Genomic DNA, 18,485 nt, shown 5'->3' on the forward strand with positions numbered 1-18,485 from the left:
GGCTAATTCGCGAAGCTGGAAATGACCCGCTCAGCTTTCGGTCGGAAAGCCTGTGAACAGATATCCTTTTCCGCGAATGGTCTTGATCACCATAGGATGGTCGGGATTGGGTTCCAGCTTGCGGCGAAGTTTCACCACGATACTGTCCAGGCTGCGGTCATAGGGCTGCCACTGGCGGTTGAAGACGCGCCTGCACAGCTCCTCGCGTGTCTGCGGCCGGCCCTCATGGGCTACGAGCTCGATCAGCAGGTCGCATTCAGCCGTGGTCAGCGGTACGAGATTGCCGTCCGGCGAGGAAAGCTTTCTGCGCATCGGATCGAAAATCCAGCGGCTGCCGGCTTCGTCCATCAATACGCTCTGTTCCTCCTGGACGTCACCGCCGCCGCCCCCGGTCTGGGACCGCCGGAGCAGCGCGCGAATACGTGCCAGAAGTTCGCGCAAATTGACAGGCTTCACCACATAATCGTCGGCCCCGAGCTCCAGCCCGACCACCTTGTCGGTCGCTTCGTCCTGGGCGGTGCACATGATGCACGGGGTCATATGGGTCTGACGAATTTCCCGGAGAAGATCGAAACCGTTCTCATTGCCGAGCCAGAGATCGAGAACGATCAGATCAAAGCGATTGTCTCGGAACATCTGCAATGCGGCGCGGGCATCGGATGCCTGGGAAACCATCATTCCGTTGGCGGACAGGTAGCTCCCAAGTTCTTCGAGAATATCAGGGTCGTCGTCGACAAGAAGCAGGGACGGCTTCGACATGGCAGTCCCTTGCGATTCGTCATCGCGTGTTGACGCATTGGTCATTTCGCAGTCCTCCCACCGGTACGGATACCTTCTGGAAGCGTCCCCCAAGGATGGCTTCCACAGGTAAGCATAGCGCCCTAAAAGTTTACGAAACACTGTGGCCGCTTGAAACCCGTTGGTGCTGATTCACGCAATGGAAAGCGTCTAATTTTTACCAGTTGGGTCATACGGAAAGGGGATCGTCCGGATTAGTAAGCCAGATTCACCTTTCGCCACAGATTTCTACACCTGAAGCCTTCAAATCATTTCAAGCTGGCCCCAATTCGAAACTGTCAGGGTGACGAGAGCAGGGTGCTAAAAATGGAACATGAACGCAGAAGTCGGGTAAGTGAGCCGCCATTGCATCCCATGGACGATGGTCTGGCAGACCTCTCAAGTGCCGTCAGTAGTCTGAGCGACCAGGAACTGCGCGAGCTCCTCGATGCATTGCTTCGGGAATGGCGCGCCCGATGCGAAGAGTCGGCGCCCCGGTATAGCTAGGCGCCAACCGGGGCGCGATGCGTCACTGCTTTTCAGAGGACTTTCCCTTGCACGGATAGGCCCAGGCGAGGCTCGTCGCCATGTCTAGGCTCGCGGGCATATCGCGAAGTTCCGGCTTCTGCTTCAGCAGGGCCAGGTAGACACGCCGGACCCGTTCGCCGTTCACGCCGCCCTCGGGCAGGCAGAAGGACGGCTTTTCGACCTGCCGGCGCACGAAACTGTAATGTGCGAGAAAGCCGTTGATATAGGCGCCGCAGACCTGGAGGCGCTGGCGCTCTTCATCGGTAATGGCGTCGACATTGGCGGGGTTGGCACAGGCCGCTGCCACGTCGCTTCCGGTCTGAAGCGAATTCAGGTCCGCCGCCGCATGGGCACCGGGGGCCAGACCCACCATGAGCCCGGCGAAAAGACCCGCCGAAATAATCAGTTTGATACGCATTCCATTCCTCCCGGTCTGTCGTTTGGGGTACGCGTCGCTGCGCAATCTCGATCCGGATGCTATCAAGCTGACTCAACCAGTCTGTCTGATTTGTGTGTGTATGTGTCGAGCTGAGTGATCTTTGTATAGAGGGCTGAATCACGCATTCGAGGGTATACGGGGTGTCGTGATGGCCTTCAGCTTGACGGACGGCCGCATGACGATGCGTGCCTGCGGCATCACCTCGCCGGTATTGACCACCTGAACCCCCATTTTCTGCGCATAGGTCCCGAGAATCAGCACGGCTTCCATCAAAGAGAAGCTGGAGCCGATACAGATGCGGGGGCCGCCGCCGAAAGGCAGGTAGGCATGGCGCGGCCGATTTTTGCCTGCCTCGCCAAGAAAGCGTTCGGGCCGAAACTCATTGGGTTCGCTCCAGTAGCTCTCATGGCGGTGCAGCAGCCAGGGCGAAATGAGCACTCTTTCCCCGGCCTTTATCGTGATACCGGGCGCGACTTCCGCCGTCTCATTGGCCTTTCGCAGGAGATTGGCAACCGGCGGATAGAGCCGCAATGTTTCGTCGAGAACGGCCCGGGTGTAGGGCAGCGCCGGGAAATCATCCGCGGTCAGAGGGCGTCCGCCCGCGACTTGATCGACCTCATCCTGAATGCGTGCCATCGCTTCGGGGTAGAGGGAGAGCAGGTACCAGACCCAGCTCAGCGTGGTTGCCGTGGTTTCGTGCCCTGCCAACAGGAAGGTGGCGATTTCGTCGCGGACATCGTCGAGCGTCATGTCCTCGCCGCTGTCGGCCTTGGCCGCGTCCATCAGTTTGCCGATCAGAGACGAGCGGATTTGATTGTCGCGCGCATGCTTGATGATCTTGCGGGCGAACCTGGTCAGGCTCTTCCGCCCCGGTGCGACCAGCGCTTCGATCACGCGATCCCGGCCATAGGGAGGAAGGAGAACGCCAGCGAGAAACATGCCCGGAAATTTGTCGAGCGTGCTGCCCACCGTATGCGAAATATTTTCGACGTCGGACTCCAGATCGCAGCCCAGTATGGCTTCCCCGATAATGTCGAGGGTCACGCGGGTCATTTCCGCGTCGATGGAAAAGGCGCTCTTGTGGGCAAGGGCCCGATGGGCCGAGCGCTCCGCCGCGCGAACGAAGAGCGGCGCGAATTCCTTGAGCGCGGCATGCTGAAAAATGGGGGCGGCAAGCCGCCTTTTACGCCGCCAGCTTTCGCCCTCATCCGTCAGCAGGCCGCGTCCCAGAAGCGGGCGCAAGACCGCGAGTTGGTTGTCTTCCTTGGGAAAGTTGTCCGGGTTCGTCACAAGAATATGCCGAACGGCGTCGGTGTCGTTGACCACGACACCTCGGCCGGAAGGAGAAACGCCGATGCGAAACGAGCTGAAGCGTTCCCTGTACCAGGCCTCCGGAAAGGAGGCGATGAGGTTGGTGAGAATGGTCGGCTGGATCAGAGCCCTGGCAAGGCCGACCTGGTGGCGGGGCGGGTTAGGCCTCGCCGGAACGAAGTTCCGAGCCGTTTTCTCGCCTTCGATTGTTTCGACCGCGGCCATTCTCACCTCCCTCTATTTTCTGGACTTTCGCGCGCGGGTCAGATCGGCTGAACCGTGCCGCCGCCGAATTCCTTCATCACGGAGCTGACAAGCTCGCGATTGTCGTGATCCCAGGGGTGGAAATCCTTGCGGTAGAAGTCGAGATAGGGACGCATCAAGCCCTTGAAGGCGCCATTCTTGCCGAACAGGAACTTCATGCCGCCATACCACAGCTTGATACGCGAGCCCTTATAGTCGCGCAGCAGAAGCCGCATGTTGCGGATCACATGATGCGTGAATTCGACCGTCGTAACGAACATGGCAAAGCGGCGCATACGCGCATTGCCGCCAACGGCTTCGAACACATCGAACGCAACCGCTTTGTGCTCTGTTTCTTCCAGAGCGTGCCAGTGCCAGAGTTCTTTCATCTTCGGATGCGCACCCTCGAGGCCCGCCGGGTTGCGGAAAGTCGCATCCGCCATGATCGCGGTGAGATGTTCAAGCGCAACGGTGCCAGCCAGCTGGCGAAGCGCCGGAAGATGCTTCTGCGCAAAGGCCTTGCGTTTGGCAACCAGCGCTTCGAGCTCTTCCAGGTCGAGCCCGTGCGCTTCGCAGAGCGCTTCATTGTATTTCTGGTGTTCGCGGCGATGAACCGATTCCTGGCCCATGAAGCCTTTGACGCGTTCCTGAAGGACGGGGTCGTCGATTCGATCGCGATAGGCTTTGACGCTGTCGATGAAGAACTGTTCGCCCAGCGGGAACAGGATCGACAGGGCGTTGAAGAACGCGGTCTTGAACGCGTCGTCACTGTGCCAATTTGTGGCGAGGACTTCCTCGATATCGAATTGACGGTTACGAGTGACGATATCGACGTTCTCGGGTGTGCGCGACAGGCTGGAACTCGTCATGAAATACTCTCCTCGAAATGCCGTCGTAATGAATGTGGCAAGGCCACCGTGTTGCGACATAGATAGGAAATGGAGAGCCAACCGGGAGGTCGTTTTCGGCCAACATGGGGGTCTAAAAAGGACAGGTCATGCGCATTGAACCCGGTTATCTCGAAATCGTCTCCGAGGTGCTGCGGGAACTGGGGCACGATCCCGACGCATTCGGTCTGGAGACACGTCAGAGATTGTCCGAACCGGAATTTCTGTCGATGACGGAGTTTCTGGTAGCCGAAGCGCAGGAACCGACACTTGCCCTGCGCATCGGCACGAAGATGCATATCGGTACGCATGGGTTGCTCGGCCATGCGATTTTGAGCAGCCGGAATCTGCGCCAGGCTGCGGAATTGCTCGCTCAGTACAATCCGATTGCCGGCGCGCGCGGCAATATCCGGCTGTCTTTCGGGGGAGGCAAGGCGATCCTGACCTTCGTTCCGCCTTTCGAGGTCAAGGGAGCGCCCTATTTCATGACCGATCTGTTCTTTGGCGGTCTGACGACGGGGTTGCGGCAAGTCGTCGGCGGTACGCTGTTTGAGTGTTCCATCGAAATCGCCGGTCGTCCGCCCATGCCGGAAATGACTTATGAGACCTATCTCGGGGTTCCCGTCTCTTTCGGTCATGACACGAACCGCTTCATAGGCCCTCTGCGGGAGGTGGATGAACCTTTGCCGGCAGCGTCGATCCCGCTTTCGAACCTTTACCGACGACAATGCGAGGCGTTGCTTCGCGATATGGCGCATGCTGAGGGCCTTGCCGCCGAAATACGCAGGGAATTGCTCTCCGCGCGCGGCCGTTTCCCCGATATGGAAGAACTGGCGGAAACGCGCCACATGAGCGAAAGGACCCTGCGAAGGCGCCTCGCGGAGGAGAAAACCAGCTACAGGGATCTGCTGGACGAGGTGAGAAGTCACCTGGCGCGGGAATATCTACGTGATACGCCGTTGACCGTTGTCGACATTGCATCGCTTCTCGGATTCGAGGATGTGGCCAATTTTCGCCGCGCTTTCCGGCGCTGGACGGGGCTTGCGCCGCAGAAATACCGAGAGATGGCGCCTCCCGCCGTGTGATTCCGGTACAGATGTGACTGTGTGAGCGGCTAAGTAAACACACGCACACGCAATCGCACATGCTTCAACACTCCAAACCATAATCACCGCCTAGTCTGTCCTCCAATTTCCGGGTTCTGAAAACTCTCTGACTTTGAGGAGGAGGACGAAATGAAGAAGGCAATGAGACTCGCCGCGGTTGCAGGGGCTGTATCCCTGCTCGCGGCCTGCGTCGATACGAGCACCCCGATCCTTGGCAGCGGCGGTGGCGGTGGCGGCGGCGGTGGTGGCGGCACCACGACGTCGCCCGTTTCGCTGGGCGTCACCGGTGAAGGCGGCACGACGGATAATCTGGGACTCGCTACCCTGACCGACCCGCTTCTGGGCACGACCGGTCTTCTGGGCGGCGGCGGTGACGGTCAGCTTGGCGGTGTTCTGCCCGCCGAACTTACGCAGCCGCTTGCCGAAGGGCTCTCCCCGGTAGTCGATACGCTGGCTTCCTCGTTGCCCCTCGACATGGTGACCGACCAGATCCCCGGCCTCGGCGTGACGCAGGACGGCGGTTTGTTGAGCGACGTGCTGGGACAGGATCCTGTCGGCCCGCTTCTCGGCAATGACGGCACGGTCGTCGCGCTCCTTGGCGGCGGCAATGACGGCGCACTGGGCGATCTGACCGGTGGCGGCCTTCCCGGCGTCCCGGGTGGCGGTGGCGACAATCCGCTCGCCCCTGTGACCGATCTCCTCGGTGGCGGTCTGCCGGGTGGCGGCGATAACCCGCTGGCTCCGGTGACGGACCTGCTTGGTGGCGGCCTTCCCGGTGGCGGTGACAACCCGCTGGCCCCTGTGACCGATCTTCTCGGCGGCGGCCTGCCGGGCGGTGGCGACAATCCGCTCGCGCCGGTAACCGACCTTCTCGGCGGTGGAGACCTGGGCGGCACGCCTGCCCTCGGTGTAACCGGGGACAATGGCTTGGTGGCCGATCTTGTCGGCTCGGATCCGATCGGATCCAGTCTGGCGCCGCTTGGTCCCGTAGCCGACCTTCTCGGCGGCGGCAATAACGGTGTCCTCGGTGACGTCATTCCGGCCGGTACGCTTCCGGGTGGCGGTGGCTCCGATCCGCTTGCGCCGGTTACCGATCTTCTCGGTGGCGGTCTGCCGGGCGGTGGCGACAGCCCGCTCGCACCGGTAACGGGTGCACTGGATGGCACGCCGCTGGCTCCGGTCACGGATGCGCTCGCCCCTGTTACAGGCACGCTCGGCCTCTAAGCCGGCAACCAAACGCGAATATGAGGGGCGGTCTTCGAGGCCGCCCCTTTTCGTTGCAGGGATGGGCGCTCGAAAAGAATGAGGCGCCCGCATGCTTCCATAATGCGGACGCCTCTCATTGGGAAAGGAAGCCGGTGCACAGTCCGTCTGATGAGGGATGCTGCATCGTGGCCGAGGAGGTCGGTCTATCGAATTCGCATGACGGCGCCGCGCGGTCTCTTGCCCAAGCGGCGGCATTCTCCCGGCGCGGGGCAGGGCGTCCATGGTTTTTACAAACAATTACAGTGCGCGGGATGCATGCCCTGGCTGCAGGAGAAGAAATTCCGTGCAAGGAGAGCACCCTGTGCGTTGCGCCAAAAGCGTCCCGAACATCCGGGCGTTCCGAACACATCGGTACATTTCTCTACACCATCCATCCGTTTGATTTGGTAGCTGAAGTCACACGGGAGGACGTCATCATGTTGAAACATCTGTCTACCATCACTCTTTTTGCCGCGCTCGGCCTGGCCGGGTGTTCGTCTACCGGATTGCCGTCGGCAACGTCGCCGTCATCCGGTTCTTCATCCGCATCTTCGCAAAGCCTGGCCGGTGGCACGCAGCTGGGCGTAACCGGTGAGGGCGGCGTGTTGAGCGCCGCGGGTGCCGATGTGGTCTCGCCGCTTCTGGGCGAGGGTGGTTTGCTGGGGGCGACGCTCGCCGGCGGCTCCGATGGCCTTGTGGGCAGTGCCGTTGCCGGAGCGGGAGGAGGCAGCTCGCCTCTGCCGTCCGATGGATTGTCGGCTCTCGATGGTGCTCTGACGCAGGTCTCCGAATCCGTTCCGCCGCTCGGCGTGTCGGGTGATGGTGGTCTGGGACAGGATTTGCTGGGCTATGATCTGGTTGGAGATCTGATCGGTACCGATGGCGGCGTCGTGCCTGCGCTTCTGGGGGGCGGTGAAAGCGCACCTCTGGGCAGTGCTCTACCGGGGGGCAATGCGCCTCTGCAACCGGTGGGCGATCTGCTGGCCGGCGTTGTGGACGGGTTGCAGACGAATACGACTGCGGGCAATCTCAGCGATACCGCGCCGCTGCTTCAACCGCTTCTTCTTACCGCGCTTGGTGCGGGCGGCGATAGCGATAGCCCGCTCTCTGCGCTGCCCCTGTCCTCGCTGCCGCTGGATCAGGTTCAGCCGGTTCTTGTCCCCGCGGTCTCGCTTGTAAATCAGCTGACAAATACGCCTCTTCCGGGGGGCCAGACAGCAGGTGATGTCGTGTTCCCCGTCGTGCTGGGCTCTGTGCTGGGCGTCGTCGGCAACACGGTGCCGCTCGACACCATCAGTGAATCCCTTGCGATCGTGCCGTGAGCGGCATGGTCCCTGAGCGCATCACCAGAGTTACAGGGTTTTTGACAATGAAGAATATATGGAAAATCAGCCTGTTGCCGATGTTGCTGGCAATGGTCGTGCCGAACGCGGCCCAGGCGCTTCAGTACAAGTTTGGGGAATTCAATGTGAATCTCTCCACGACTTTTTCGGTTAGTGCCAGCATGCGCACGAGCAAACAGAACTGTGCCTACATCTCCGTTTTCAACGGTGGCTGCTATGGCGTGGGCAACACCGATTATGATGTGAACTCCGACGACGGTAACGTGAATGTCGAGCAATGGGATTTCATTTCCGCGCCGGTCAAGGGCATCTCGGAGATGGACGTAACCTGGCGGAACTTCGGCGCCTTCGTTCGCGGTAAGGCCGCTTACGACTATGTCGGCGACAATGTTCTCGGAAACGGTGACGGCAAATACGGTCCTGTCCTTTCGCCGAACCAGCGGCGCCCGCTCAATGACCAGTTCCGGGGCGACGATGCTCGCGATCTTCAAGCCACGGACTTCAAGCTGCTCGACGCATTCGTTTACTCGAATTTCGACTTCTTCGACATGCCCGCGACGGTTCGCATTGGTCGGCAGGCGACCAACTGGGGCGAAAGCCTGCTGATCCCGGGTGGCGTGTCGTCCTATCTGCCGCTGGACGTCTCGGCGCTTGTGAAGCCTGGCGTGGAGCTGAAGGAAATTTTTCTGCCTCAGGCGACGGCGTTCACCAGCATCGGGTTGCCGGCCGGATTTACCTTTGAGGGCTGGTACGCCTTCCAGTGGAACAAGAGCAAACTTCCAGCTTGCGGCAGCTTCTTTTCGCCGAGCGATGCTTTGGCGGACGGCTGTGCCTACGCATTGAGCGGTGGCGAAGTCTACAATAACGGCGACGGAACATCCTATTCGCCGACGGCGACCATCGAGCGGATTGCCTCGCAGGAAGCCCGTCAGCAAGGCCAGTACGGTCTCGCGTTGCGCTATTACGCCGATTGGCTGAACTACGGCACGGAACTCGCCGGCTACTTCGTCAATTTCCACTCGAAGCTGCCGATCGGCACCTTCACCGCATCGACCCCGACCACCGCGACGACGGTTTTTCAGGTGGCGTGTCCGCCTGGCGCCGGCACACTGGACGGACCGGGCTGCACGGCCAACGGGCCCGTTCAGGATGACGCGGGACGTCCGGTGTCTGTGTCGCAGGCCATGTTTGCCGAGGCCGCCGGCGCAAACAAGAACCTCCTTGCGCAGTACCCGGAAGATATCAAGATGTTCGGGGCGAGCTTCAACACGACCATGAATATTCTGAACGGTACGGCGCTTTCGGGAGACATTGCCTTTTATCCCAATATGCCCTTCCAGGTGGACACATCGGAACTGCAGGGCGCGGACGCCGAGAATTTCGGCTATACGGCCGGGCCGGGCGAGCCAGACTATTACACCGGGCCCCCCGTGGCGCCGGGTGACGTGATCCAGGGGTATCGCCGGACCAAGGCGCTGCATGCCCAGCTCTATACGCTCAGTACGTTGACGCCGTCCAATCCGGTTGTGCAGTTCACCAATGCGGATCTTCTCATTCTCGTTGCGAATGCCGGCTTCCAGTGGTTGCCGGATGGGGGGGAGAACCGCTTCGCCATTCCTCGCTCCGGTGAATCCCACCCTGCGGCAGGCATGGCTAAAACATTCGGCGATGATTGCAACCGCCAGGGCACCTGCTCCATTTCGCCGCAATATGCGAGCCAGTTCTCCTGGGGCTACCGTCTGCTGGCGAGGCTGGACTACAACTCCGCCTTTGGGAGTGCCTGGACGCTTTCTCCCCAGATTGTCTGGAGCCATGACGTGCAGGGCTACTCCGCGGGGCCTATCGGCCCGGGCTTCGTGCAGGGCAAAAAGGCGATTACCGCGGGTGTCACGGCCAACTACCAGGACACCTACAAGGTCGGCATGGACTACACAGCCAATTTCGGTGCCGACTATCGCAATCCCTCCTATGACAAGGATTTTGTGAGCATGTCGGCGTCCTACACCTTCTGACGATCAGGCAAACCTTCGGGTTTTCACAATCGAAGCCCCGGCCGGAAGCGGCCGGGGCTTTTCTGTTGCCGCATGCGGCCTACCATATTAATGTAGTTCATTAATTATCGCAAAGAAGGCACCGGCAGGCGGAGGAACAAGGGATGAGCAAGCGCGTCGTTATCTGGGCCGGCGCGGCGGTCGCTATACTGATCGTCGGCTGGTTTGTGGTCTCGAAATACTGGATCTACGTGCCGGGCATGCTTGCCGAATGGCGCGACCCCATTGGGCCGGCGCAAGCTGTGGCCTGGGGCGAGGGACCGGAGACCGCAAGCATACCGGCTCGAAAGCGTGACCCGAACATCGTCGTCATTCTGGCGGACGATCTCGGCTACAACGACATCACCTTCAATGGCGGGGGCGTCGCAGATGGAGCCGTGCCGACGCCGAATATCGACTCCATTGGCCGTGACGGCGTGAATTTCACGCAAGGCTATGCGGGAAACGCCACATGTGCCCCTTCCCGTGCCGCCATCATGACCGGACGCTATGCGACCCGCTTCGGATTCGAGTTCACGCCCGCGCCGGTCGCATTCGAGCGCCTTGTCGGCACTTTCTCCAACGAGCAGCAGATTAGGAAGCCGGTGTTTCACGAGGACCGCGTGGCGGAATGGCCCGACGATCCCAACAAGCTCGGCGTCCCGGCCCGGGAGATCACGATCGCGGAACTGCTGAAGGCGGAAGGCTACCGCACGCTGCTGCTGGGCAAATGGCATCTGGGCGGAACGCCGACATCGCGGCCGCAGTCTCAGGGCTTCGACGAGTTTCTGGGGTTCCTGCCCGGCGCCTCAATGTTTCTGGATCCGGACGATCCCCGCGTCGTCAATTCGCGCCAGGATTTCGATCCCATCGATCGCTTCCTCTGGGCCAATCTGCCTTTCGCCGTCCGCAAGGATACGGGCCCCCGCTACGCGCCGAAGGAGTACATGACCGACTATCTGGCCGACGAGGCCGTGAAGGCGATCCATGCAAACCGAAACCGGCCTTTCTTCATGTATCTCTCGTTCAATGCGCCCCATACGCCGCTCCAGGCGCTGAAGTCGGACTATGACGCCCTGTCGGGAATCGAGAACCATCGCCTGCGCGTCTATGCGGCAATGATCCGTGCGCTCGACCGTGGCGTCGGCAAGGTACTCGATCAGTTGAAGAAAGAGGGGTTGGACGAGAACACGTTGGTGATTTTCACCAGCGACAATGGCGGTGCCCACTACATCGGCCTCGACGATATCAACAAGCCCTATCGTGGCTGGAAGGCGACTTTCTTTCAGGGCGGCATTCGCGTTCCCTTCTTCATGCGCTGGCCGGTGCGTCTTCCTTCCGGGGCAAGCTATGGTGAGCCCGTCGCGCATGTGGATATCTTTGGAACCGCGGCGGCCGCCGCCGGTGCGGTCTCACCGGCGGACCGTGTCATGGACGGGCGAAACCTGTTGCCATATGTCGATGGGAAACGAGTGGAAAATCCGCACAAGTCGCTTTTCTGGCGTTCCGGCGATTACAAGGTTCTGCTGTCCGGAGACTGGAAACTGCAGGTTTCGGAGAAACCGAAAAAGGAATGGCTTTTCAATCTCCGGAAAGATCCGACGGAACAGGTCAACATGGCTGACAGCAAGCCGGACAAGCTCGCCGAGATGAAGACAAAGCTTGCCGAGGTGGATGGCGATCAGGCAAAGCCGCTCTGGCCGTCGCTGCTTGAAGGGCCGATACCGATCGATCATCCTCTGGGCGAGCCGGACAAACCGACCGACGAGTATATCTACTGGTCGAACTAAGGGTGTCGGATCGCAATGACGAGGACCGCTTTGTTTGCGTGGCTGACGGGAGGAGCAGCTTTGGCGGCGCTTCTCCTGGCGGCTCTCTGGTTCGGCGGCGCCTGGAGCACGGCGGGGATGATCTCAAGCGCGACGCTCTCTTGTCCGCATGAAACCGGTGACCGAGCCCCGCATCCCGGCATGGTCTTCGTGCCGGCCGGCGAATACCGCATGGGTGGAATGGTCTACCCCGAAGAAGGACCGAGTATTTCCGTCGCCGTTCCCGGTTTCTGGATGGACCGCACCGAAGTAACCAATGACGAGTTTGCGGAATTCGTCGCCGCGACCGGATATGTCACAAGGGCGGAGCGGGGCGCGGACCCGCGCATGCATCCCGACCTGCCGCTGGACATGCGTGCGCCCGGTGCCGTTGTCTTCATCATGCCGAACGATGTGAACGGTCTGGGAAACCTGTCTCAATGGTGGCAATTCGTCCCCGGTGCGAACTGGCGCCATCCAGGCGGGCCCGATACCGATAAAGAGGGGCGGGGCGCCTTTCCTGTCATGAATCTCGCCTATGAGGATGCACTGGCCTATGCCGAATGGAAGGGGAGGGAATTGCCAACCGAAGCGCAATGGGAATGGGCCGCCCGCGCCGCCGATCCGGAAACCCATCCCGACGAGCACCCCTCCCGTCAGCCTGTGGAGGCAAATACCTGGCAGGGCATCTTTCCGGTCATCAACAAGGCCGATGACGGCTTTGTCGGGCTGGCACCCGTGGGCTGCTACAAGCCCAATGCGCTGGGCCTTTACGATATGATCGGCAATGCCTGGGAGTGGACGTCGAGCCCCTATGCCTCACGCCATGACCATACACCTGCCGACGATTTCGATGGTGGCGGAGCGCGGGGCGATACCGCGCCGGTTGCCCGCTATGTCATCAAGGGCGGTTCCTACCTCTGCGCGCCGAACTACTGCATGCGCTACCGCGCCGCGGCGCGTCAGCCGCAGGAAATCGATCTGCCGACAAGCCATCTCGGCTTTCGCACAGTGCTGAACGCGCCGGGGCCGGCCGGAAGTGCCCCTCAGAAATAGAGCGCAACATTGAGATTGAGACGGCTCGACCAGCCGCTGTCCCGATTGCCGGCGGCAAACGCATTGGTGAAGTCGGGACCGATATAGGCGTTGTTCTGCCCGAGCGCGATGTCGGTTGTGACATAGAGAGGGCCTTCGAAGTCGAACCCGGCGCCGATGACCTGTTGCTGACTGTCCGAATAGCCGCTTTCGGTTTTCAGGAAGTAGCTGTAGTCGCTATAGACGGTGATGCTGTTGAGTAGACGTCCCGGGATGTCCCAGCCATGGCTGAGGCTGGCGACATAGATCTGACCGCTTGCGGCAACACGATAAGGAAAGTCGAACGCACCCATGATGACATACCGGTCGTCCTGTGTGGGCGGGTTTTCTACATCGTAGCGATAGCGGATAGCCTCCGTCTTCAGGTTCCAGTTTCCATAGTGCAGATCGGCGTGAATAGCTTGTGCGTCCTGATGGCCGTTTCGCCCGGTTATGCCATTTGGCAATAGACCGTATTGCAGCGACAGACCGGCTTCGCCATAAATGCCATTGTCGAATGCGAACGACCGGGCAAACCGCAGATTGACCTGATGGCGTTCGCTGTTTTCGCGGACTCCATCGGAGACGATATCGTAGGAGTAGCGCGCGCTGTCATTGCTGTTGCCGCCCCAGTTCCCTTCGTCGGCAGGAAAATAGGACGCATCGAGCGTCGACCCGCCTTGTTGCCGCCGGTAGTTGATGCCCGCGTCATAGTCGTCTTCAAGGCCTGCGTAAAAGGCGAGGGAGAAAAAGAAATTGTTGGACGCGAATGGCAGCAGGCCGAAGGGCACCTTCTGGATACCCGCCTGAATTTTCTGCCGGTCGTCCAGCCGGTATCCTACCCATGCATGGTGCGGGAAATGGGTCGCCCTGTCGGTGTCGCTATAATAGTAGACACGATACTGGGCCGAACCGTCCCACCGCCCGGACTGGAAGCCGAGGTCGAGCATAACGGTGTCCAATCGCACATTTTTGGAGAGCTTCCGACGCTTCTGAGCATTCTCCCAGCTCTTGCGATAGGCATTCACCCTGATCGCACCGCCAAGGTGAAATGAGGGGCCGGGGGCGGCGTTGTCAGGCCGGGCAATCGCGGGCGCATGCGCTTCCGAGGGAATGTCCGGATCGTCGCCTTCGCCGGATGGCTGGATAGAACTGGCATGGGCGACCCCGGCTATGGCGCATGTCGCGATGCCGGCCGCGGCGCCCAGGACGGTCTTGCAAGTCAAAAGGGCTCCTCTGTCTTTCTGGGGCCCACCCACCTCACATGATCCTAGAAGCGAGAAAAGGCGGGTCAAGACCCGCCTTTTCGTGTGTCTCGGCGCGACCCGCCTATTCCGCGGGTTGGTGCGTGTTCTTGCCGCGGCGAAGCTTGCGTTTGCCCCAGTCGGCGGCCCGCCGCATGGGCGAACCGGCGGATTGACGCCACTGGTCGGGCGCCACGAGCAGGATCGGGATCAGCACAAGCGTGAGCAGCGTGGAGAAGCCCAGACCGAAAATCACGGCGGTCGAGAGCTGCACCCACCAGGCGGCCACCGGACCGCCGATTTCGATGCTTGGGAGACCGCTCGCACTGAAGAAATCGATGTTGATCTGAAGCGCCATGGGCAGCAGGCCGAACATCGTCGTGATCGTGGTCAGCATGATCGGCCTCAGTCGCTGTCCCGCCGTGCGCAATGTTGCTTCCACAGGTTCCATCCCGTCATGCAACAGGCGCTGATAGGTGTCGATCAGCACGATGGAGTTGTTCACCACGATACCGGCCAGCGCCAGAATGCCCGTGCCCGTCATGATGACGGAAAAGGCCTGACCGGTAACGAGCATGCCGAGCAGCACGCCCACCGTCGAGAGGACAACCGTCGAGAGCGTCAGGAACGAGTGGTAGAAACTGTTGAACTGCGTCAGCAGGATGATGAACATCAGGAACAGCGCGCCGATCATCGCTTTGCCGAGGAAGTCGGCGGACTCAGCCTGTTCCTCGTTGGCGCCGCGATATGTCACCGTCACCGCCGGGTCGAGGTTCAGCGTCGCCATCTTCTCCTGAATCTCTCCCACCTTCTCGTTGACGTTCACCTTTACGCCCGTTTCCGGATCGACCGCCGTATTGGCCTTGACCATGATCCGGCGAAACCCGTCGATCCGCTGGATGGTGGTCACCTGCGGTTCGGCCTCGCGTTCGACGAAATTCGAGAGCGGAACCTGCCCTTCGGGGGTCTGAACGCGGAGCTGATCGAGCTGGTCGATCACCCGGTATTGCTCGGGAAAACGCGCACGAATATCGACTTCGTCCTGCGCGTCGTCCGGCCGGTACTTGCCGACGAGAATACCGTTGGTGACGAGCTGAATGACGGAGCCGACGGAGGTTACATCGGTGCCGAAACGGCCTGCCATTTCCCGGTCTACCGACATCACCCACTCAATGCCGGGCAGGGGACGGTCGTCCTCGATATCGATCAGTCCGGAGACGTCGTTTTCGAGGAGCTGACGCACTTGTCCGGCAGCAGTTTTCAGCTTGTCGTAGTCGATCCCCGTCAGCTGAACCTGAATGTCCTTGCCGGTGGGGGGCCCGTTCTCCTGCTTGCGGACCTCGACCTTGACGCCGGCGAGATCCGCTGTCTTGTCGCGGATTTCCTGAAGAATGATCGCGCCCTTGCGACGTTCTTCATAGGGCTTGAGCTCGATCATCAGCTGGGCGATCAGGTCTTTGGGCGTTTCGCCTCCACCGCCGCCGCCCGGCCTGTTGCCGCCTGCGCCGAGACCGGGACCCGTGGTTGTGAAGACGGTATCCACGCCGTCCGTGTTGCGGACGATCTTTTCCACCTCTTCCGAAAGCCGGAGCGTATCTTTCGCGGCGAGGTTGCCGCGGGCGCTGACCATGACGATGGCCTGTTCCGGCTCGGTATCGACGAAGAACTCGACGCCGTGATTGAACACGCTGAATAGCGCGATCGTACTCACCAGCACCCCGAGCGTGACGAGGATAACCTTGCCGGGATGCGGCACCAGCCGGTCCAGCAAGCGGACGTATCTGCCGGTAAGCCCGGGCAGGCCGCGAATATCCCCGGTCTCCGCGCCGGCCAGCAGCTTCAGCGTGTCGCTGTCCGCGTCGTCGGCCTTGCCGAAGATGGAGCCGACGACCGGCAGGAAAATAAGGGCGGTCAGGAGTGATGCCGAGAGCACGACGATCAGCGTGATCGGCAGATAGGACATGAACTTGCCGCTGACGCCCGGCCAGAGCAGAAGCGGCAGGAAGGCTGCCAGCGTCGTCGCCGTGGACGAGGCGATCGGCCAGAACATGCGTTTGGCCGCCAGCCCATAGGCTTCCTTGCGGTGCATGCCTTCGGCCATCTTCCGGTCGGCATACTCGACCACCACGATGGCGCCGTCGACCAGCATGCCCACAGCGAGGAGCAGGCCGAACATCACCATCATGTTGACCGTGTAGCCCGCCGTCTGCAGGAAGAAGAAGCCGATCATGAAGGAGGTCGGAATGGCGAAGCCGACCAGCAGGCCCGATCTGAGCCCGAGTGCCGCCACCACCACGATCATGACGAGCACGATGGCAAGCATGATGGAGGCCTGCAGCGAGCCGATGGAGCGGTAGATCCAGTCCGAGGCATCGAGCGAATAGTTGATCCTGATCGCCTGGGGCCAGTCCTTCGTGAAGCCTTCGACGACCTGCCGCACCTGCTGATTGTTGTCGATGATGTTGGTGCCGATGCGCTTTGTGATCTGCAGCGCAATGGCGGGCTGTCCGTTGAACCGGGCATAACCGTCCGGGTCCTTGAAGGTGCGGCGGATATCGGCGACATCCGATAGCGTGACCACGCCTTCGCCGGACACCTTGATCGGCAGGTTCAGCACGTCTTCGCGCGTTTCGAAAAGGCCCGGCACCTTCACCGAGAAGCGGCCCTGCCCGGTATCGATATTGCCGGCGGCCACAAGCCGGTTATTGAGGCTGACCGTATTGATCAGCTCCTGCTGGGAGATGCGGTAGGATTCGAGTTTGGCCGGGTCGATTACGACTTCCAGCAGCTCGTCGCGATTGCCGACAAGGTCCGCCGAGAGAACGGTCGGAACGGCCTCGATCTCGTCCTGCAGGCTGCGCGCCGCATTGTAGAGCGTGCGTTCGGGCACATCGCCGGACAGGGTTACGACCAGGACGGGGAAAAGGGCGGTGTTGAATTCGGTAACGACAGGCTCCTCGGACTCGTCGGGAAGCTCGGCGCGCGCCTGATCGACTTTTTCGCGAACGTCCTGAAGCGCGGCTTCCTTGTCGAAGTCGACGTCGAATTCGAGCAGAATGCCGCCATACCCCTGAGCGGCGGTCGAGACCATCTCGTCCAGTCCCTCGAGCGACCGCAGCTCGGTCTCCATGGGACGGATCAGCAGCCGTTCCGCATCTTCCGGCGAAATGCCGTGATGGATAATCGAGACGAAGAAGACGGGGATCGGGATATCCGGATCCGCTTCCTTGGGGATCGTCGCATAGGCCAGCGTGCCCGCCAGGATCAGCAGGATGAGCGTCGTAACGACGGTGCGCGACCGATTGAGTGCGGCGTCGATGAAATGGTTCACGATGAAGCCCCGCTCTTGCTGTCGAGTTTCGCCCGAACCTTCTGCCCTTCGGTCACGTAATCCTGTCCCACGGTGATAAGGCGCACCGTTTCCGGCAGGCCGGCGACCCAGAGCCCCTCCGGCGTATCGTCCACCGGTTTCACCTCATGGAACTGCACGCGGTCATTGTCGTCCACCGTGCGCACGCCGATGACCCCCTGGTCGTTCAGCGAGATCACCGAACTCGGCACAAGGTGCGCCATGACCGGCTGCCCGGGGACAACGATTTCCGCCGTCACGCCGGAGCGCATCTTGTGGTCCGGGTTGGGCACTTCCATCTCGACGCGAAAAGTGCGGGTCGCTTCTTCCGCCGTCTTGGCAACGAAGATGATCTTGCCTTCTTTCACCTCGCCGGTGACGAGGCGGGCAAGGCCCGTCGTGCCCGCGCGCAGGTCGCTCACCTTGTCTTCCGCCACCTGGCCGGTCACTTTCAGCGGGTCGAGCTGGACGACGAGGCCGCAGGTCTGACCGATGGCAAGGAAATCGCCGACCTCGACGTCGCGGTCGTCGAAAATGCCGTCGAACGGCGCGACGATATCGGTATTGCCGAGTTCGACTTCCATCTGTTTGAGCTGCGCCTTGGCCGCGTCATACGCGGCCCTGGAGCCCGCAGCCTGGGTTTCGGAACGATGGCCTTTGGCGGCGAGCTTGCGCGCGGCGTCATATTCCAGCCAGCGTTGCTGCACCAGCGCCTTGGCTTCGTCGAGCCTTGCCTGACGCGCATTCACGCTGATCTTGCAGAGCGTATCGCCCTTCTTGACGCGCTGGCCCTTTTCCACGGGCAGATCGGCAACGACGCCGGCCGTTTCCGCGCGTACCTGTACGGCGCGTTTCGCCTCCGTCCGCCCGCGGATCACGATGGAGGTACGTTTCTCCGTCGCGTTCGACTTGACGATCCGGACGGCGACCAGTTCTTCCTGCTCAGCGCCGTTCTGGCCGTTCTGGCCGTTCTGCGCGGTCTGCGAGCCGCCATTGCCGGAAAAGATCAGGCCGAGACCGATCCAGACCAGAAAGACGGCGCCGATGATGAGGGCAATAAGGTATGAGCGTTTCATTTAACTAACCGATTTCTGAATGTCG

The 18,485-nt window shown here is 61.0% G+C and carries 13 protein-coding genes; 6 read left to right on the forward strand and 7 right to left on the reverse strand.

Features of this window, described 5'->3' with window-relative positions; translation table 11 throughout:
• Window positions 1-30: 30 nt before the first annotated feature.
• From FHS78_RS17550 to FHS78_RS17565, 4 genes are all read right to left on the reverse strand, one after another.
• Window positions 31-759 carry a response regulator transcription factor gene (locus FHS78_RS17550; protein ID WP_167095677.1) on the reverse strand — a complete coding sequence of 243 codons (729 nt, stop codon included), beginning with the start codon at window positions 757-759 and terminating at the stop codon, window positions 31-33.
• Window positions 760-1,306: 547 nt separating this feature from the next.
• Window positions 1,307-1,723 carry a Rap1a/Tai family immunity protein gene (locus FHS78_RS17555; protein WP_167095678.1) on the reverse strand — a complete coding sequence of 139 codons (417 nt, stop codon included), beginning with the start codon at window positions 1,721-1,723 and terminating at the stop codon, window positions 1,307-1,309.
• 138 nt (window positions 1,724-1,861) lie between these two features.
• Window positions 1,862-3,280, reverse strand: coding sequence for a cytochrome P450 (locus tag FHS78_RS17560; RefSeq protein ID WP_167095679.1), 1,419 nt, complete (start codon window positions 3,278-3,280; stop codon window positions 1,862-1,864).
• A gap of 38 nt (window positions 3,281-3,318) precedes the next feature.
• Window positions 3,319-4,167: a metal-dependent hydrolase gene (locus FHS78_RS17565; RefSeq protein WP_167095680.1), complete on the reverse strand. Its 849-nt coding sequence runs from the start codon at window positions 4,165-4,167 to the stop codon at window positions 3,319-3,321.
• 128 nt (window positions 4,168-4,295) lie between these two features.
• Between FHS78_RS17565 and FHS78_RS17570 the strand changes: the two genes are divergently transcribed.
• The 6 genes from FHS78_RS17570 (at window position 4,296) to FHS78_RS17595 (ending at window position 12,773) form a co-directional block, all read left to right on the forward strand.
• Window positions 4,296-5,270 carry a helix-turn-helix transcriptional regulator gene (locus FHS78_RS17570; protein WP_167095681.1) on the forward strand — a complete coding sequence of 325 codons (975 nt, stop codon included), beginning with the start codon at window positions 4,296-4,298 and terminating at the stop codon, window positions 5,268-5,270.
• A gap of 150 nt (window positions 5,271-5,420) precedes the next feature.
• Window positions 5,421-6,515 carry a hypothetical protein gene (locus FHS78_RS17575; RefSeq protein ID WP_167095682.1) on the forward strand — a complete coding sequence of 365 codons (1,095 nt, stop codon included), beginning with the start codon at window positions 5,421-5,423 and terminating at the stop codon, window positions 6,513-6,515.
• A gap of 167 nt (window positions 6,516-6,682) precedes the next feature.
• A complete protein-coding gene (locus FHS78_RS17580; RefSeq protein WP_167095683.1) occupies window positions 6,683-7,858 on the forward strand; it encodes a hypothetical protein in 1,176 nt (391 codons plus the stop codon).
• 47 nt (window positions 7,859-7,905) lie between these two features.
• Complete coding sequence (locus FHS78_RS17585) at window positions 7,906-9,891, forward strand: DUF1302 domain-containing protein (protein WP_167095684.1); 1,986 nt, start codon at window positions 7,906-7,908, stop codon at window positions 9,889-9,891.
• Between the two features lie 143 nt (window positions 9,892-10,034).
• The gene (locus tag FHS78_RS17590) at window positions 10,035-11,699 is read left to right on the forward strand and encodes a sulfatase-like hydrolase/transferase (RefSeq protein WP_205305367.1); all 1,665 of its coding nucleotides are present in this window, start codon (window positions 10,035-10,037) and stop codon (window positions 11,697-11,699) included.
• 60 nt (window positions 11,700-11,759) lie between these two features.
• Window positions 11,760-12,773, forward strand: a complete 1,014-nt coding sequence (locus tag FHS78_RS17595) for a formylglycine-generating enzyme family protein (RefSeq protein ID WP_246220577.1) — start codon at window positions 11,760-11,762, stop codon at window positions 12,771-12,773.
• Here the strand turns inward: FHS78_RS17595 and FHS78_RS17600 are convergent.
• From FHS78_RS17600 to FHS78_RS17610, 3 genes are all read right to left on the reverse strand, one after another.
• A complete protein-coding gene (locus FHS78_RS17600; protein ID WP_167095685.1) occupies window positions 12,764-14,017 on the reverse strand; it encodes a porin in 1,254 nt (417 codons plus the stop codon). The two genes, FHS78_RS17595 and FHS78_RS17600, sit on opposite strands and share 10 nt — an antisense overlap.
• A 103-nt stretch (window positions 14,018-14,120) precedes the next feature.
• A complete protein-coding gene (locus FHS78_RS17605; protein ID WP_167095686.1) occupies window positions 14,121-17,366 on the reverse strand; it encodes an efflux RND transporter permease subunit in 3,246 nt (1,081 codons plus the stop codon).
• On the reverse strand, window positions 17,363-18,460 hold the full coding sequence (locus tag FHS78_RS17610) for an efflux RND transporter periplasmic adaptor subunit (RefSeq protein ID WP_167095687.1): 1,098 nt from the start codon (window positions 18,458-18,460) through the stop codon (window positions 17,363-17,365). Before FHS78_RS17610 ends, FHS78_RS17605 begins: the two co-directional genes overlap by 4 nt.
• Window positions 18,461-18,485: the final 25 nt, after the last annotated feature.

Origin of the sequence: Parvibaculum indicum (genome assembly GCF_011762095.1) — a bacterium.
GTDB lineage: Bacteria > Pseudomonadota > Alphaproteobacteria > Parvibaculales > Parvibaculaceae > Parvibaculum > Parvibaculum indicum.

Bases quoted from the DNA above. Each gene is read 5' to 3' on its own strand.
- FHS78_RS17610 (WP_167095687.1), bottom strand. From the start codon at position 18,460: ATGAAACGCTCATACCTTATTGCCCTCATCATCGGCGCCGTCTTTCTG.
- FHS78_RS17560 (WP_167095679.1), bottom strand. From the start codon at position 3,280: ATGGCCGCGGTCGAAACAATCGAAGGCGAGAAAACGGCTCGGAACTTC.
- FHS78_RS17585 (WP_167095684.1), top strand. From the start codon at position 7,906: ATGAAGAATATATGGAAAATCAGCCTGTTGCCGATGTTGCTGGCAATG.
- FHS78_RS17550 (WP_167095677.1), bottom strand. From the start codon at position 759: ATGTCGAAGCCGTCCCTGCTTCTTGTCGACGACGACCCTGATATTCTC.
- FHS78_RS17565 (WP_167095680.1), bottom strand. From the start codon at position 4,167: ATGACGAGTTCCAGCCTGTCGCGCACACCCGAGAACGTCGATATCGTC.
- FHS78_RS17575 (WP_167095682.1), top strand. From the start codon at position 5,421: ATGAAGAAGGCAATGAGACTCGCCGCGGTTGCAGGGGCTGTATCCCTG.
- FHS78_RS17590 (WP_205305367.1), top strand. From the start codon at position 10,035: ATGAGCAAGCGCGTCGTTATCTGGGCCGGCGCGGCGGTCGCTATACTG.
- FHS78_RS17570 (WP_167095681.1), top strand. From the start codon at position 4,296: ATGCGCATTGAACCCGGTTATCTCGAAATCGTCTCCGAGGTGCTGCGG.
- FHS78_RS17555 (WP_167095678.1), bottom strand. From the start codon at position 1,723: ATGCGTATCAAACTGATTATTTCGGCGGGTCTTTTCGCCGGGCTCATG.